This is a genomic window from Paenibacillus sp. FSL R7-0198, assembly GCF_038000415.1.
In the GTDB taxonomy this organism is placed as follows: Bacteria; Bacillota; Bacilli; order Paenibacillales; family Paenibacillaceae; genus Paenibacillus.
The window spans coordinates 1,617,060-1,633,793 of the sequence record NZ_JBBOCB010000001.1 but is presented as its reverse complement, the minus strand read 5'-3'; the positions used below and the strand labels follow the sequence as shown (position 1 = coordinate 1,633,793).

Here is a 16,734-nt window from a genome sequence, read left to right as displayed (position 1 = left end):
CATGGAAACTATGACTTTTAATTATAAAACATCACGTAAGCTGGAAGGTAAAGCCCATGTAGGGGTAGCCGGTTCAGGAGATCTGGAACTGTTGATGGAACCATCTGCGGACGGGCAGGCACATGTCGAGATCCGAACAACGGCCAAGGGATTTGGCGATATATGGCGGGCAGGATTGGACCGTTTTTTTCAAAAGCACGACGTGGCGGTATCGATCCAAATCAATGATTTTGGCGCAACGCCGGGTGTTGTGAATCTGCGTTTGGCCCAAGCGATGGAGGTGCTGACCCATGAACAATAAGGCAGAATGGATGGCGGTAAAAGAGAGCTTCATTGAGCTGCGTGCGCGTGATCGTGCCAAGTCGGTATTGGACGAAGGCACATTCCGCGAATTGATTGATCCATTTCAGCGTGTGGAATCCCCCCATCTTCCGCTTCAGGGCATCGTCCCGCAAAGTGATGATGGTGTAGTTACCGCTCGCGGAACCATTGATGGACAACCTGCTGTTGTGATTGCGCTTGAGGGTGCATTCCAGGGGGGCGGTATAGGCGAGGTATGTGGTGCCAAAATCGCCGGGGCTCTGGAGCTGGCGTTGCAGGATCATGAACAGGGTGTGCCGACACGTCCCGTGTTATTGCTTGAAACCGGCGGGGTACGTCTGCAAGAGGGGAATTATGGTCTGCTGGCTATTGCCGAGATTGGCGCAGCGATTGTTGCTTTGCGTCCGCATACACCTGTCGTCAGTGTGATCTCGGGGATGATTGGCTGTTACGGCGGGATGTCGATCTGTGCAGCAGGTTTGTCCAGTCATCTAATCATGACACGTCAGGGCCGCATGCAGCTGAACGGGTCCGAGGTTATTGAACAAGAGGCAGGGATCGCCGAACTCGATTCGGATGACAAACAGAAGATCTGGTCCATGGTGGGTGGTAAACAGCGTGTTGAAGCCGGATTTGCAGATCAGTTGGTTGAAGATGATATCGGCCAGATTAAACAAGCCATTCGGGATTCATTCGATCAAGGTGTCAAAAAAATAAACCGGAGCGCACAAGTGAAGCTCTATCAGCATCTGCTTGCCGAGATTGGCAGCGCTGAGAATCTCAAGCCGGAAGATGTGCGCGAGTTGTGGAAGAATCACAGGGACGAGACGGGCGCAGAGAAGCTGGAGCAGCTTCGTCAAGGATGGGCCTCCAATTCCATTGCGTCAGGTACACGGGGAGAAAAGTGGTTCAACCTGCTGGCGGATCATGGAGACATCAGACAGGGAGAAGCCCCTTCTGTGCTATGCGCAGATGGACGGATCGGTGAGGAAAACGTCAGATTTATCTCGGTTGTTCCTGATCCCAATGCCAGATTTGTTCGTGCCCGCAACGGCGAAGTGGGGCTGGACGAGGGCTGGAGTATTGCAGCTTACGTGCGTGAAGCCATGGAAGCAGATCAAGATGGTCAGCGCCGTACAATTGTAGCCATCGTTGATGTACCAAGTCAGGCCTATGGTTATCGTGAGGAACTGCTAGGCATACACCTGGCTTGCGCAGCAGCAGCAGATGCTTATGCATCGGCTCGATTAGCAGGCCATCCGGTGATTGCCCTGATTGTGGGCAACGCGATCTCCGGTGCTTTCCTGGCACACGGAATGCAGTCCAATCGCCTTATCGCATTCAATGACCCAGAGGTTACGGTTCAGGTCATGTCCAAACAATCTGCCGCGCGCATCACTCGTCGCAGTATTGATGAGCTTAATGAAGCAGCGACCAAAGTGCCAGGGGCGGCATATGATGTGCAGTCTTTTGCCAAATTGGGTGCCCTACACCAACTGGTTGATGGGATTAACGCATCCTCACCCGGTCCGTCTGATGTAGAGAAGGTTCAGCGTATTCTTACGAATACCATACAGGAAATACGTCAGTCCCCGGTGGACCTCCGTTCCCGTCTGACCTCCGAGGCGGCTCAGTCTGGTCGTGCAGCTTCCGTTCATGTGCGCAAGTTGCTGAAGGAACAGTGGAACCAATAGCTAGATCTTTTCAAGTGCATGACCTGTTAAAGATTCACGGGAATGCCGTGCTGAGAGGAGAGCAGCCGGTTCCAGCGTGGGTCACCACTACGATGAGGAAAAACCCTTGGGTTGTAGTTCGCAGGGCAGAACAGACGGCGGGGAACATTCCAGTTGGTGTTCGGGGGCCAGAGCGGCATTTACGCTGGGCCTCCTTGGTCTCCACGGAAGATGTTATTGCCAGAGTAAGCCCTGAGCAGCTGGTGGCAGATCAAGCATGGTATAACCTCCCGGAGGAACGTTGGAATATTCCTGCGATCGGTATGCTACGGCAGGTTGCTGAACTCTGGAGCAGGACGGAACGGATCTGGGGTCCGGGAGGCAGTATTGGATTTGAGCTGGCTACAGGGCAAGAGGTCACACGTCCGGAAAGCGATCTGGATCTGATTCTTCGTTTACCCGAACGACTTACACCTGAGCAGGCAACAGAACTGCTGGAAAAGCTAACTTTGCCATTGAGCATCTCGGATAAATGGAGCGGAGTTCGGCTGGATCTTCAGGCAGAAACTGCGGCAGGATCGTTCTCACTGGCGGAGTGGGCCAGAGGGGGCTCGAAGGTGATGTTAAAAACATGCTCAGGTCCTATACTTACGAATGATCCATGGGAGATTTCGAAATAAGGGAGGAGAAATGGAATGAGCGTAGTCTTCTTATTCCCTGGTCAGGGAGCCCAGCGTCCAGGCATGCTCCATGAATTACCCTCTCATCCGGCAATTCAGGCGACACTGCATGAGGCCAGTGAGATTCTGAACATGGACGTGCTGGAACTGGACACACAGGCATCGCTGGAAACAACCGACCACGTACAACTGGCATTATGTATCAGCGGTGTTGCTGTGGCTCGGGCCCTATTGGAGGAAGGCGTGAAGCCGGCCTATGTTGCGGGTCATTCTGCTGGGGCTTTTGCGGCAGCGGTTATATCGGGTGCAATAACGCTCAAGGACACGTTGCCGTTGGTCCGGTTACGAGGTGAAGGCATGATGACAGCTTACCCCGAAGGTTATGGCATGGGCGTTGTGACCGGACTTCTTCGGCGTGAGGTAGAGGTTGTGGTGAATCAGATTCATACTGAAGAGAATCCGGTGTACATCTCGAATCTGAATGCACCTACCCAGATTTCGATCGCAGGCAAACTGGAGGCCATCGACAAGGTGCTCGCTACATGTCTTAAGAACGGAGCCCGCAAAGGCATACGGCTGAATATGAACGTGCCTTCCCACTGCAAGCTGCTGGACCCCGTTTCCTTGAAGTTAAAGGAAGCCATCGGTCATATTCAAATGAATGAACCTCTTATTCCTTACGCGGGCAACGTCAGAGGACGTGTACTGCGGACGGCCAATGACATTGGACAGGATCTTGCAACCAACATTGCACATCCCGTTCGTTGGGATGAGGTGTCCACGCTAATTTATGAACTGGGAGGAAGACTTTTTCTGGAGATGCCTCCGGGACAGGTTTTGTCAGATCTGGCGAGAGAGGCTTTTGCTAAGGCACGTACTGCTGCACTACAAATGACCAGTCTGGAATCTGCCGTTCTGTTGTCGGAAAGGTACGGAGATGGCGTGTGAAGCCGTGTTGTATGAAAGGATAGGCATTCCCGTATCGTGTTGTTGACAAATTGATCGTCACTAAAATAAGAAATGCGAACTATTGTTCTTATTTTGTTTTCGTTGTAAAATCGGAACAGGGCCGTATTGTTCCCGATTTCTTCGAAAGGACGTTTTTGCATCATGATGGGAAGATCCCACCTCATTATCGGGACAGGCGTGTCGCTTTCTGTTCTGCAGTTGGCCGGTATGCCGGTGACTGCGCCGGCCGTTACGGTTGCTCTGATTGGTTCGTTATTGCCTGACATCGATGAGCCAAATTCGCTGCTGGTATCCAGAGCCTTGCCTAACAGTCTGATCAGGTTATTACAGACGATTCTGTTGCCTACAGCTGTCTTTGTGTACTTTTATGTTCATGCCAAACCATGGAACCTGTTGCTTGCGATCCTCATTGCGCTCGTGTCATTCCTGCCTTCGCGTTCGCTTCGCAAAGTGTTGATGTTTTCGATTGGACTCGGACTGGTGTTTTACGGTCACGCATTTGCCCCGTGGAATCTGATTGCAGGTAGCCTGCTTATGCTGTGCACCACGCTAACTCATAGGGGATTGACGCATACCTTATATGGAACTGCGATATGGGCCGGCTTACTTTACAGCACGACCCAGCAGCAGGGACCGGAGATCTGGGTAGCGGGAGGCACGGCATATGCGATGCATCTGTTGGCCGATTCACTAACCAATCGGGGGATTCGTCCGTTACCACCGCTCAAGTGGCGCATACGGGTGAATCTGATGAGTACAGGGACCAAGCGTGGGGCCGTTGTAGAGAATGTCTGCATTGTGCTTACCCTTATTTTGGCCTGGATTGCATTCTCGCCATTATTTCTGTAATGACCAAATACCAGTCCTGTCTAAGGACTGGTATTTCTTATTTTGTTCTTTTACCTGTAAGCCATGAGAGGATTATGGGGGTCAACTCGTTGTTGGCGTGCTTGATAAACCGTCAAGATCAGAAGAGCCAAATGCAAATAAAACAACAAGAATAAGCACAATTAATAGCTCGGCAAATCCGATTCCGTCAAACTCGGACATGACATCCACCTCATTTCTTGACCATTAAGAATTGATTCTCTGTTGAAATGCCTGTATAACATCATTAAGCGTCATATCGCCGCCAGTTTCATCCAGGAATTGTACCAGTTTGTCTGAATTGGAGGGTGTGACCTTTTGAAGTGTTTTATATTGACCAACCAATTCTACAACCAATGTAGCCTCACGAAACAACGTGACAGCATCCACTCTCAACTTTCCGCTCACCAATAGCGCTGCTACAATCAGTTCGAGATTTTTCCCTTTAAGGCTTCCATTAAGGAGGGTATTAGCAGCGTTTGGTTTTTTGTTAGAACCTTTATTTGATTTTCCGTTCCTTCCCACTGCCATAACAGGTCCCCCACTGGTTGGTGTTTAATTCATCTTCCGTTATTGTATCTTATGTGTAATTCCCTATAATGTTCGGCCTATTAATCTACGTACGTTGAACTAAAAAATATTTTCAAGTGCCACTCCGAATGACAGAATAGCCTTTCTCGTGTAAATGTGTCCAACGGATATAGTTGTGGATATAAAAAAGAGACCTCCCGAATAGTTAGGAGGTCTCTTGTCAACTGTTACGCGTTATTAATAATGGTATTCATTGTTGTCCGATCCAGACCTTTGACCAGTTTCACGATCAGTTCTTTGGCCGCATCGTAGTCATCCGTATGAATGATGGAAGAAGAGGTGTGGATATAACGTGCGCAGATACCAATAACTGTTGATGGTACACCAATTCCACTCAGGTGTACTTGACCTGCATCGGTACCACCTGGTGAGATGAAATACTGCATTTTGATCTGATTGGATGAAGCCGTATCTTGAACATATTCCACCATTCCGCGATGGGTGAACATACCCGGGTCAAAAATACGAAGCAATGCGCCTTCTCCGATATGTCCAAATGACTGTTTGTCACCTGTCATATCATTCGCCGCGCTACAGTCAAGTGCAAAGAAGATATCAGGCTGAATCAGATTGGCCGCCGTACGTGCACCGCGAAGCCCCAGTTCTTCCTGAACCGTTGCACCAGCGTAAAGCGTGTTAGGCAGTTTTTCCTTGTGCAATGCTTCAACCAGTTCAAGTGCAAGTCCTACGCCGTAACGATTATCCCATGCTTTGGCCATGATTTTTTTCGGGTTCGCCATCGGCGTGAATTCACAGATTGGAACGATCTGCATCCCTGGATGAATGCCCCAGGATTCTGCTTCCGCACGGTTGTCTGCCCCGATATCGAGATACATGGAATTCAGATCAACAGGTTTGTTCCGCTGGGACTCGTCCAGCAAGTGTGTAGGTGTAGAACCTACAACTCCGGTAATGCGACGATCCGGTGTGATGATTTCCAATCGCTGAGACAGTACAGCCTGACTCCACCATCCACCCAGTGGACGGAATTTGACCATACCCGTTTCCGTAATGCCAGTAGTCATGAAACCGACTTCGTCAAAGTGTCCGGCTACCATAACTTTGGGACCGGATTCCTCCCCGCGTAATACACCAAATAGACTCCCCAGGCGATCCTGGACGAACTCATCGGTATAAGCGGAAAGCTTATCTTTCATCCAGCCGCGAAGCTCACGTTCAAAACCGGATGCGGAAGGAAATTCCGTCAACGTACGAAACATATCCATCGTTTTTTCATTCATGTGTGTCAACAACTCCTCTGTTGGTATGTATTTCAGGTCACAGTAGAACGGCTACCCGCCTGTTGTCCTTTAAGATGTAGTTCAAAAAGTCTTTTATCTTTTTGAACATGCACTTTAATATGCTGAGGACTTGTTATTTAACCACTGGTCACATTACAGTATGAACCTTGCGCAAGTGATTGTCCATGTTTATGTCACGTATTTAAGGCATGTTTTGGGCGCTTACCGTGTCCAAGTTTCATGACTCTATCCGCTGTAGTCGCAGTCCTGATGCCACTTCAATGAATATGAATATATGGAGGAGATGTCATCATTTTGTGATGTTCTTTTTGTTCAATATTTGTTGGTCTGTTTATAGGAAGGAGCTATATATCCAATGAAGCCTCCAGAAGAGGGCACGGAAAAAGTACTGTTTATCGTTCTTTTTATCTTGCTCGTGATTGTTCTTCTTTATTTATAGAACGTATCTAAAAGTCCTCAGAACCGGCGTATTCCCATCTTGCTTCCACAACATGATCTTGTTGGAAACATATACTGTCTGTCGCCGGATACATAACCTTCCGATTATTAACAAACAATGAATATAGGATTACACACATTGGCATTCAGCCGTAGCTTTGAACCATTTTCACATAGAGGAGGTCTTGTATCTTGCCAGCTCAATCTGCATCCGGAAGCGAAAAAAAATCATCGTCCCTGTCCATGGATGAAAAGGAGTACAAAAAAGTCGCAAAAAAACATGAGCCGCCTCGTCCAATCCTGAAAAATTGCCTCAAAGCATTTCTGGTTGGGGGTACCGTCTGTTTGATTGGACAGGCCATTCAAGAGGCTTTTATGGCCGGTTTCGACATGACATCGAAGGAAGCTTCCAGTCCTACGGTGGCGGTCATGATTCTCATATCGGTTATTCTAACGTGTCTCGGCGTTTACGATAAAATGGCTCAATGGGCAGGAGCAGGAACTGCTGTGCCGGTTACCGGCTTTGCCAATTCCATGTGTTCTGCTGCACTGGAACATCGTGCTGAAGGACTGGTGCTCGGTGTAGGGGCCAACATGTTTAAACTTGCTGGTTCCGTTATCGTGTTTGGTGTCGTGGCAGCATTTGTCGTAGGGATCGTTTACGCCTTTTTGGGATTTGGAGGTGGGCACCTGTGAAACGATTGGGTCGCCAGACATGGCAGTTTGAGAATCGTCCTCGGATCATCGGTAAAGCCGCAGTTGTAGGACCAGAAGAAGGCGAGGGTCCACTGTCATCTGATTTCGATTATGTCTATGACAACCTCGAGATCGGCGAGAAAACGTGGGAAAAGGGAGAACGCAAACTGCTCGAACAGGCATCTCAGCTGGCTTTGGTAAATGCAAATATCACCAAGGAAGAGCTTCAATTTTTTGTTGGTGGTGATCTGATGAATCAGATTATCAGCAGTTCCTTTTCAGCACGAAAACTGGGTGTGCCTTACCTGGGTGTCTTTGGAGCTTGCTCCACATCCATGGAAACATTAGCTTTGGCCTCGATGATTATTGACTCGGGAGCTGGAGATTATGTCCTTGCAGGAACGGTGAGCCACAACTGTACGGTGGAAAAACAATTTCGGTATCCGACGGAGTATGGCTCCCAAAAGCCGCCTTATGCTCAATATACCGTCACAGGAGCAGGGTGTGGTGTGGTCTCCCTTACTGGTGATGGTCCCGTTGTTACCAAAGCCACCATTGGACGCATTATGGATTTGGGCATCAAAGATCCCTTTAATATGGGTTCAGCCATGGCGCCAGCAGCAGCCGACACTATAATCTCTCATTTCAGGGATACGGGATTGGAACCCGGCTATTATGATCTCATTGTAACCGGGGATCTGGCTTCCGTCGGTCTGCCAATTACGAAAGAGCTTTTGCAAAAAGAAGGCATTCCCATGGAACAGACGGTTTTTAATGACTGCGGCCTGATGATCTATGATCGGGAGAAACAGCCTTATGTTGTTGCCGGAGGAAGTGGCTGCGGATGTTCTGCCACCGTCACTTATGGTCACATTTTGAACCGCATGCAAAAGGGTGATCTTAAACGGGTGCTCGTCGTTGCTACCGGGGCGCTGTTATCTCCGATTTCGTACCAGCAGGGTGAGAGCATTCCCTGTATTGCTCATGCGGTAGCCATAGAAAAGGAGGGATAAAGGTAATGCAATTCTTGTGGGCATTTATTGTTGGCGGTTTGATCTGTGTTGTCGGACAGCTTCTAATGGATGGTGTCAAACTGACACCGGCACATACGATGAGCACACTTGTTGTAGCAGGTGCGCTTGCGGATGCATTTGGCCTGTACGACCCCTTGGTTAAATTTGCAGGTGCGGGTGCTTCAATCCCCATCACAAGTTTCGGTAATTCCTTGGTGCACGGGGCATTGACGGAGCTGGAAAAAGAGGGATGGCTGGGTGTGATTACGGGGATATTTGATCTGACTGCGGCGGGAATTTCGTCAGCGATCATCTTTTCTTTTCTCGCGGCATTGGTGGTCAGGCCAAAAGGCTAACATAGAATGGGAAATCTACTTGAACATATTGCGATTCAGCAGAGGCTTCGGATAACTTCTATCCGGGCCTTTTTTGTCGTATTCATGCGAGAACTGCGGTGAATCTGACGGGCTGGAAACAAATTGTGAGTTCCTTCGAGTGTACTCGTGACTCTGGATCATGTACAATAAAAGGAAATCTGTATGCTTTTTTAGGAGGTTAGACCACATGCCTGTGCGCAAAGAGTCGATCCAAATCATATCCGCAGTTCGTTCAAATCTGGAATCCTGCATTATGGGGAAATCCTTTGAAATTCAACTTTTGCTTACAGCTTTGCTTGCAGGCGGGCACGTTCTGATTGAAGACGTACCGGGAACCGGCAAAACGCAGTTAATCAAGGCATTATCGAAATCCATGCGTGGTGAGTACCGGCGTATTCAATGTAATCCTGATATTTTACCTAGTGATATTACAGGCGTATCTGTGTTCCATCCGAAGGATGAGCGTTTTTATTTCCGGCCAGGTCCTGTTATGACCAACATTTTGCTAGCTGATGAGATTAACCGGGCCACAACAAAAACCCAATCGGCTCTGCTCGAAGTTATGGAGGAGCGCAGCGTAACCGTTGATGGTGATACGTATGATCTGCCACATCCATTCATGCTCTGTGCAACTCAGAATCCGATTGATTTTGAAGGTACGTATACTTTGCCGGAAGCACAACTCGACCGGTTTATGTTGAAAATAAGTCTAGGTTATCCCGATAAGGAAATTGAGAAAATCCTATTGAAACAGCATCAGATGGGTCAGCCTGTAGATCGTCTTGAATCCGTGACTCATATGGATCAGATCTCTGCAATTCAACAGGAGATTAAAGAGGTCTTTATCGGTGATCCGGTTATGGACTATTTGCTGGATGTTGTTCGTCAAACCCGCTCCCACCCATCTGTATTGTTGGGTGCCAGCCCACGGGCAGCCATATCGTTCATGATGGCCGTAAAAGCCTTTGCTTTCCTGCAGGAACGTGATTATGTGCTTCCGGATGATGTGAAAACGATGGCCCCTTATGTGATCTCTCATCGTATTGTGCTTCGTCCCGAATCGAGACTGGACAGTATGAGTTCCGAGGCCGTTTTGAATGCCGTACTCCAGCAAGTACGCGTGCCCGTCTCCATGGGGCAATAGTTCATGAAGCCGCTTTTGAGAACAGTTAATAGAGGGTTACGCCACCCACGCGTATGGAGCATCGCAATGGTGTGGATGTGCTGTCTGGCTTATGTTTTGTTTCAGGGCGGGAAGACATCCCTTATGTTACTGTCGATGGTGACCCTCCTCTGTGTGTACCTTGCCATTGCTGGATTTAGCGGGGTAAGACGCGCTCAAGGAAATCGTAGGTTATCTTCTGGTCCAGACCACGAAGAATTGCTGCATGCGGGTGACCAGGTTCAAGTACAGCTGAGTCTGACGATTCCGGGATTCCTCCCGCTTCCCTATGTTGTTGTACGTGAAATGCTGCATCGGCATAACGGAGAATCGTGGTCGTTCAAGGAAAGTTTGATTCCCAATATGCGAGGTAATGGGGAGCTGTCATTCCAGACGCCACCACTTGAGCGGGGGAAGTATGTTTTTTCAGAAACGGAATGTGCCAGCGAGGACATATTTGGACTGATCGAACATCGAGGAAAGTTTAAGGCCAAAGGTGAGTTTCGCGTCCTGCCAAGAACGGTATTTATTCCATATTGGCAGCTCTACGACCGCAAATCACGGTTATCCGGTCCTCAGACGGCGTTAACCCGTTCACGGAGGGAGACCACTCAGATCAATGGTGTACGTGACTACGTATACGGAGATCGACTTTCCCGCATTCACTGGAATGCAACGGCAAAGACAGGGAACTGGAAGTCCAAGGAGTTTGAACATGAGTCTGTGCCCAAAACCATTCTGGTTCTGGATGCGCTGGCATCAAGTTACGAACATGGGGATGCATTTGAAATTGCCGTTTCCACGGCTGCCTCTCTGTTGGAGTATGGTGTCAGGGAACGAATGGGGATGGGGTTGTTGACATTGTCAGACCAGACCTCCTTCATGGCCCCCAGTGAAAGTCTGATGGAACGACAGAAGATGATGCATCATCTGGTGGATATTCAATATAACGGCCAGGATACCCATCTGTTGCCCGGCGTGGAAAGAATTGCACGTCAACTGCCTCAGGGAGCTTACTTTGTTGTGATTTCTCCCCAGAAGGATGAAAAAATAATGGAACTGTTGCGCTGGGCCGATACGCGGGGCATGACTCCATGTCATATTCTGATCGATACCAGTGAATCCCGCCGGAGTGCCGAGTGGAATGCCATGTTGCGTGGAAGAGGCACGAGGTCATTCACTGTTTCTCACTTGCAGGAGCTTCCAACGGTGATGGGGGGAGGTTCTGCATGAGTACAAAAGGAAATGAAAGTGTTGCAGGCAAACGATCCTGGTATCATGCAGCGTCATTGCTCTGGATTTTCCTCATTGGAATGCAGTGGATTTCATTTACGCAGGAATCGTGGTACACGGAGACCACTTCTCTGGTGTTATGGACACTTGCAGCAGTCAGTGTGCTGGAGGTCATTCTGCCCTTCAAAACGATATATCGCGCGATGATCAAGGCGGTCGTTGTTGGTTACATTTTGCATAAAACGCTGATCGATTATACGGTGTACATCCCTTATGGCTCTTTAACAGACAGAGCGGAGCAATTTATATTGCATATGACGCCGTACATCTGGTTCTCTTTGTGTGCATGGGTAATGCTTGAAGCTGCGCTTCGACTCGTGACCACAACACGTCGCATTCTTGTTTTTCTGGGAGTCAACATCATTTCGATGGGGATTCTCGATTCTTTCACCCAGATTCCACTCTGGATTGAAATCGCCTGGGTGATGTTTGCGGGGATGGGATGGCTCGTATGCCAGCATTTCCGTAACTATCAGCTACAGTATCCACAAGGTTGGAAACGAATCATCCGTTATCCTTATAAAGTCCTGGCCAATATTGCCATTATCTTTTCTTTGATTATTGTAGCCAGCGTTAATATGCCGGAGATTCCACCCACCTTGACGGACCCATATACGGCGTGGCGTAACTATACCGGAACTTCCACAAGTCAGGCTGGTAACGGAAACCTGGATATTCCCGCGGCTACCGAATCGGGATACAGCAGGGAAGACAATCAGCTTGGTGGAGGATTCAACTTCGACTATACCCCTGTTATGTCTGTCACCACCAATGAGCGCAGTTACTGGCGTGGTGAGACACGTGCAGAGTATACAGGTACAGGCTGGGATGACCGTGGACGGGGTGCGACAGAGAATGTTGAAGCCGGACAGCCTCTCGAGAACCAAGAATCCGGTAATGTGAATACCAAACAAGTGACTCAGAACGTAACGATGCTGAATGATAATGTCTATCCGATTCTCTTTGGTGCTTATTCAATCTCGGAAGTTAGCTCGATTAATGGTGAAGACAGAACGGATCGGATGTTGTGGAATGCCGAACAGGCTGAACTGCATGTGGTGACAGACCGTCAGCAACCACAGTATCCCAAGACATATACTATCGTATCGGAAGCCCCTGTGATTGTGGAAGATGAGCTTCGTACAAAGTCATTTGAAGATCTGTATAACAGTAATCCGGCAGATGATATGTACTTGCAGTTACCATCCCGTTTCCCTGACCGGGTGTCGAATCTGGCAGCCGAGATAACGGCATCTGCGAATACTCCGTATGAAAAAGTGGCATTACTGCAAAACTATTTACAAACTAATTTTGAATACACGAACAATCCGGATTTATCTCGAAAAGTAAGCGGCGACTTTGTGGAAGGTTTCCTGTTCGATATTATGGAAGGCTACTGTGATTACTTCTCGACTGCGCTGGTGATGATGGCGCGCTCGGAGGGCATTCCTGCAAGGTGGGTTAAAGGTTATGCGCCTGGACAACTGTCCCTGAATTCGGACATGCAGGCTCCACGTCAACCTGGCGCGGAGATTGAGACGACCTACACCGTTACGAATGCAGATGCACACTCTTGGGCAGAGGTTTATTTTGGTGAGTATGGATGGATTCCTGTTGAAGCAACGCCGGGCTTTGATATGCCGCTGCTGACGGAACAGCCTGATGTACAGCCTGTAGATGAGCCAGAAGAAGAGCCAGAAGAGGAGCCGGTACAAGAGGAAGAGCAGACCCCTGCACCTGAGCAGACATCGTCTGCCATCCCGACTTTTGTTATCTGGGCTGCAGGAGCCATTATAGTATTGTGGGTAGCCTATATGTTCTGGCGTAATCGTTTCTCCATGCGATTCTTCCTACTTCGTCTACGGACAGGTGGACCGCTCACCCCTGAACAGAAGGTAGTGGCAGAGACCGAGCGTTGGATTCAGTATGTGAAACGCAAAGGGTTGACCCGGAGCGGAGACGAGACACTTCGTGAATCGGTAGCCCGCTGGAGCCAGGCAAAACCTGCTGCAGAAGCGACATTGCATGAGCTTCTCACGAAGTTTGAACAGACTCGTTACAGTCCGGCGTCCGTAACTGCCGACGACTGGAAGGCCGTCTATCAGACTGCCTTGAAGCTGCGGAAGGAACTGAAAGCGGAACGGGCATAGTTGTTGCCCGTCCCGTTTTTCCTTTTTTCCTATGCCATCAGGCGCTGTATGCATTTTCAGGAAAGACGGATTTGTGATATAGTGTGTCGTATGAAACTGAGGTGACTTCTTTGTTTAAAATGTTAATGCCCAAGCTGCGTGTAGACACGGTTTTTGACATTAATCTGGAAGAGCTGTACGCTCAAGGCTACCGTGGAATTATAACTGATCTGGATAACACACTCGTTGGAGCCAAAGCCCCTGACGCTACGCCCGAACTGATTGAATGGTTTGCACGTGTGAAAGAGGCAGGTTTCAAGCTGATGATTGTGTCCAATAACAATTTGAATCGTGTATCCCTGTTTGCGACCCCGCTGGATATCCAGTTTGTGCATAGTGCACGCAAACCATCGAATGTACCGTTTCGTAGAGCAATGAAAATGATGGAGTTATCTCCTGAAAACACGATTGTAGTAGGCGATCAGATGCTTACGGACGTTTATGGAGGGAACCGAATGGGGTTATATACCGTTCTGGTACTGCCAATCTCCATTGGGGACGAAGGATTTATGACCCGCTTCAATCGACGCGTGGAACGGATTGCTCTAACGAGTTTACGCAGGAAAGGCTTATGGCTTGAGGAGGAAAAGAAGAAATGACAGAACCGCATAACGGCAATCTTGCCGTAAGGTGCAGCGGATGCGGCGTGCATCTGCAAACAGAAAATTCGGAATTACCAGGGTTTATCCCCGAGAAGGCATTGGATCGTGAACCGGTTATATGCCAGCGCTGTTTCCGCATCAAAAACTACAATGAGTCATCATCCGTTACGGTGGATCAGGACGAATTCCTGGCGCTGCTTAGCAAAATCGGGGATAAGGATGCACTTGTCATCCATATCGTTGATTTGTTTGACTTTGATGGAAGTATTATCTCCGGTCTGCAACGTTTTGTAGGCAACAATCCGGTATTGCTTGCTGTGAACAAAACGGACTTGCTTCCGAAAGTAACCAACTGGAACAAGGTTCGCAACTGGGTTCAGAAGCAAGCCAAAGAACAGGGTTTGCGTACCGTGGATGTAGTCTTGTGCAGTGCAAAGCAAAATCAGGGCTTCGACCGACTGCTTGAGCTTGTAGGAACGTATCGCGAAGATCGTGACGTGTACGTGGTTGGTGGTACCAATGTGGGCAAATCCACACTGATTAACCGTCTGATCCGTGATTACAGCGATCTGGAGCAGGAACTGACCACATCCCGTTATCCGGGAACAACGCTGGATATGGTGAACATTCCGCTGGATGATGGAAAATATATTATTGATACGCCCGGAATTGTATATCCATGGCGTTTCAGCGAGATTGTCTCACGTAAGGATCTCGCTGCCATCATGCCGGAAAAACCGCTTAAACCGGCTGTGTATCAGTTGAATTCCGGTCAGACGCTGTTCTTCGGCGGCATGGCTCGATTTGACTTTGTGGAAGGTGATCGCCAGTCGTTCACTTGTTTTATCAGCACTGCGCTTGATATTCACCGGACGAAGCTGGAGCGTGCAGATGACCTGTACCGCGACCACCTGGGAGAATTATTATCTCCGCCAACCCGTGAGAATGCAGCAGAGATGGGTGAATGGACCAGACATGAATTCCGCATCAAACGCGGCAGTCAATCGGACGTATTCATCTCTGGTTTGGGCTGGATTAAAGTAAATGGTGATATTGGAGCATTGGTTGCTGTACATGTTCCAAAAGGCATTCGTGTACAAATCCGTCCATCCTTGATCTAATAAATTCTCAGAACCTGTACATCAGATGGATCGGAGGCGGACCTATGTCTGAGCAGAAAAAATTCAACTCTTCACTTCCCGTGTTGCTTGGTGTTATGGGTGATCCGATTGCTCACTCCAAGTCTCCGGCAATGCACAATGCGGCTCTGCAGGCTGCAGAGGTGAATGGAATGTATATGCCACTGCATGTTCATCCGGATCAACTGGAGGCGGCAGTTCGGGGAATTGTGGCACTGGGCTATCGTGGTGTCAATGTCACCATCCCGCACAAAGAGCAGGTGATGCAGTATCTGGATGTGATCGATGAAAGTGCTCGCCTGATTGGTGCGGTGAATACCATCGTTAATGAAGGTGGAACACTGACAGGGTACAATACGGATGGTATTGGCTATGTCCGATCGCTGAAGGAAGAGGCTGTGCCTGAGCTTGCGGGTAAACGTATTGCTGTACTGGGAGCAGGTGGAGCAGCTAGAGGTGTCATATATGCACTTGCATTGGAGAAGCCTGAACGCATCCACATTCTGAACCGTACAGCGGACAGAGCTATTGCACTTGCTTCGGATTTACGAGGCCATGGCTTGGGAGAAATCTCGGGCAGTGGTATGGAAGACGCTGCAACGGTACTGGCTACGGCTGATATCGTGATTAACACAACGGCTGCCGGAATGCACCCGCATGTTGATGAAGTACCGGTTGATCTCACACTGATCCGTGAAGGCGCAGCGGTGAGTGATCTGATCTACAATCCGCTAGAGACCCGTCTGCTTCGAGAGTCGCGGATGCGCGGATGCACGGTGCACGGTGGTTTGGGTATGTTTGTATACCAGGGCGCAGTGGCCTTTGAACATTGGCTTGGCATCCCGGCTCCTGTGGAGACGATGAGACGAGCGGTGTTAAAAAGTTTTGAAGTGTGAAAATGATATTAAGAGTACAGGCAGACAACGAGTGCAGAACCAATCTGAAGAAACGAAGTGGTCGCATTTATCACCGGATTTTCCCTTTGTGAAAAGGGATCAGAAAAATCTGGGGATAACAGCGATCGGAAGATGGTACTGCAATCGGAGTCACCTTGTGTACTCAGTGATCATTTTCACCATTGAAAAATAATAATTGAATGGTCAGGTCCGGACAGTTTTTGCGCTGTCGATCAGGGCCTGCTCAACATAAGGAGTATGGAGTATTCATGTTAAACGGTAAACAAAAGCGCTTTTTGCGGTCACAGGCACATCACCTGACCCCTGTATTTCAGATTGGTAAAGGTGGGACAAATGAGCACCTGTTCCGTCACATCGAGGATGCGATTGAGAAGCGCGAATTGATGAAAGTGCAAGTGTTGAACAACAATGACGAGGACAGAAAAGAGATGGCAGAAGAAGTTGCCCGTGAAACGGGAAGTGAGCTTGTACAACTCATCGGTAACACCATCATTCTGTACAAAGAATCGCGCGATAACAAACAGATCGAATTACCTAGATAAGGG

At 48.9% G+C, this 16,734-nt stretch carries 17 protein-coding genes; 15 read left to right on the top strand and 2 right to left on the bottom strand.

Annotation, left to right across the window (positions count from 1 at the left end; genetic code table 11):
* Position 1: 1 nt before the first annotated feature.
* The 5 genes from MKY87_RS07015 to MKY87_RS06995 all read left to right on the top strand — a co-directional run bounded on the left by MKY87_RS07015 (position 2) and on the right by MKY87_RS06995 (position 4,492).
* Entirely contained in the window at positions 2–301 is a 300-nt protein-coding gene (locus MKY87_RS07015) for a malonate decarboxylase subunit delta (protein ID WP_211080846.1), read from the top strand.
* Positions 291–2,015: a biotin-independent malonate decarboxylase subunit beta gene (locus MKY87_RS07010; RefSeq protein WP_340963494.1), complete on the top strand. Its 1,725-nt coding sequence runs from the start codon at positions 291–293 to the stop codon at positions 2,013–2,015. Before MKY87_RS07015 ends, MKY87_RS07010 begins: the two co-directional genes overlap by 11 nt.
* Positions 2,003–2,674 (top strand): malonate decarboxylase holo-ACP synthase, encoded by a 672-nt coding sequence (locus MKY87_RS07005; protein WP_340963491.1) that lies wholly within the window; start codon positions 2,003–2,005, stop codon positions 2,672–2,674. Before MKY87_RS07010 ends, MKY87_RS07005 begins: the two co-directional genes overlap by 13 nt.
* Before the next feature lie 15 nt (positions 2,675–2,689).
* Positions 2,690–3,622, top strand: coding sequence for an ACP S-malonyltransferase (locus tag MKY87_RS07000; RefSeq protein WP_340963489.1), 933 nt, complete (start codon positions 2,690–2,692; stop codon positions 3,620–3,622).
* Between the two features lie 162 nt (positions 3,623–3,784).
* A complete protein-coding gene (locus MKY87_RS06995) occupies positions 3,785–4,492 on the top strand; it encodes a metal-dependent hydrolase (protein ID WP_340963487.1) in 708 nt (235 codons plus the stop codon).
* A gap of 225 nt (positions 4,493–4,717) precedes the next feature.
* Here MKY87_RS06995 and MKY87_RS06990 read toward each other — a convergent pair whose 3' ends face one another.
* Positions 4,718–5,041: a hypothetical protein gene (locus MKY87_RS06990; protein WP_074095924.1), complete on the bottom strand. Its 324-nt coding sequence runs from the start codon at positions 5,039–5,041 to the stop codon at positions 4,718–4,720.
* 227 nt (positions 5,042–5,268) lie between these two features.
* Positions 5,269–6,342 (bottom strand): M42 family metallopeptidase, encoded by a 1,074-nt coding sequence (locus MKY87_RS06985; protein WP_074095923.1) that lies wholly within the window; start codon positions 6,340–6,342, stop codon positions 5,269–5,271.
* Between the two features lie 651 nt (positions 6,343–6,993).
* On the opposite strand from MKY87_RS06985, the gene spoVAC reads away from it, so the two are divergent.
* The 10 genes from spoVAC to yhbY all read left to right on the top strand — a co-directional run bounded on the left by spoVAC (position 6,994) and on the right by yhbY (position 16,731).
* Positions 6,994–7,497, top strand: a complete 504-nt coding sequence (gene spoVAC / locus MKY87_RS06980; RefSeq protein WP_036615164.1) for a stage V sporulation protein AC — start codon at positions 6,994–6,996, stop codon at positions 7,495–7,497.
* Entirely contained in the window at positions 7,494–8,510 is a 1,017-nt protein-coding gene (gene spoVAD / locus MKY87_RS06975; RefSeq protein ID WP_338588028.1) for a stage V sporulation protein AD, read from the top strand. The genes spoVAC and spoVAD overlap by 4 nt, the downstream gene beginning before the upstream one ends.
* A gap of 5 nt (positions 8,511–8,515) precedes the next feature.
* The gene (gene spoVAE, locus MKY87_RS06970; RefSeq protein ID WP_062835568.1) at positions 8,516–8,866 is read left to right on the top strand and encodes a stage V sporulation protein AE; all 351 of its coding nucleotides are present in this window, start codon (positions 8,516–8,518) and stop codon (positions 8,864–8,866) included.
* A 208-nt stretch (positions 8,867–9,074) separates the two neighbouring features.
* Positions 9,075–10,031 carry an AAA family ATPase gene (locus MKY87_RS06965; protein ID WP_338588027.1) on the top strand — a complete coding sequence of 319 codons (957 nt, stop codon included), beginning with the start codon at positions 9,075–9,077 and terminating at the stop codon, positions 10,029–10,031.
* 66 nt (positions 10,032–10,097) lie between these two features.
* Positions 10,098–11,282 (top strand): DUF58 domain-containing protein, encoded by a 1,185-nt coding sequence (locus MKY87_RS06960; RefSeq protein WP_338595009.1) that lies wholly within the window; start codon positions 10,098–10,100, stop codon positions 11,280–11,282.
* Entirely contained in the window at positions 11,279–13,492 is a 2,214-nt protein-coding gene (locus tag MKY87_RS06955; RefSeq protein ID WP_340963486.1) for a DUF4129 domain-containing transglutaminase family protein, read from the top strand. The genes MKY87_RS06960 and MKY87_RS06955 overlap by 4 nt, the downstream gene beginning before the upstream one ends.
* A gap of 110 nt (positions 13,493–13,602) precedes the next feature.
* Complete coding sequence (locus MKY87_RS06950; protein WP_036615148.1) at positions 13,603–14,130, top strand: YqeG family HAD IIIA-type phosphatase; 528 nt, start codon at positions 13,603–13,605, stop codon at positions 14,128–14,130.
* Positions 14,127–15,254 (top strand): ribosome biogenesis GTPase YqeH, encoded by a 1,128-nt coding sequence (yqeH, locus tag MKY87_RS06945; RefSeq protein WP_340963484.1) that lies wholly within the window; start codon positions 14,127–14,129, stop codon positions 15,252–15,254. Before MKY87_RS06950 ends, yqeH begins: the two co-directional genes overlap by 4 nt.
* A 44-nt stretch (positions 15,255–15,298) precedes the next feature.
* On the top strand, positions 15,299–16,168 hold the full coding sequence (gene aroE / locus MKY87_RS06940) for a shikimate dehydrogenase (protein ID WP_340963482.1): 870 nt from the start codon (positions 15,299–15,301) through the stop codon (positions 16,166–16,168).
* A gap of 269 nt (positions 16,169–16,437) precedes the next feature.
* On the top strand, positions 16,438–16,731 hold the full coding sequence (gene yhbY, locus MKY87_RS06935) for a ribosome assembly RNA-binding protein YhbY (protein ID WP_017687186.1): 294 nt from the start codon (positions 16,438–16,440) through the stop codon (positions 16,729–16,731).
* The last annotated feature ends 3 nt before the right edge of the window (positions 16,732–16,734 follow it).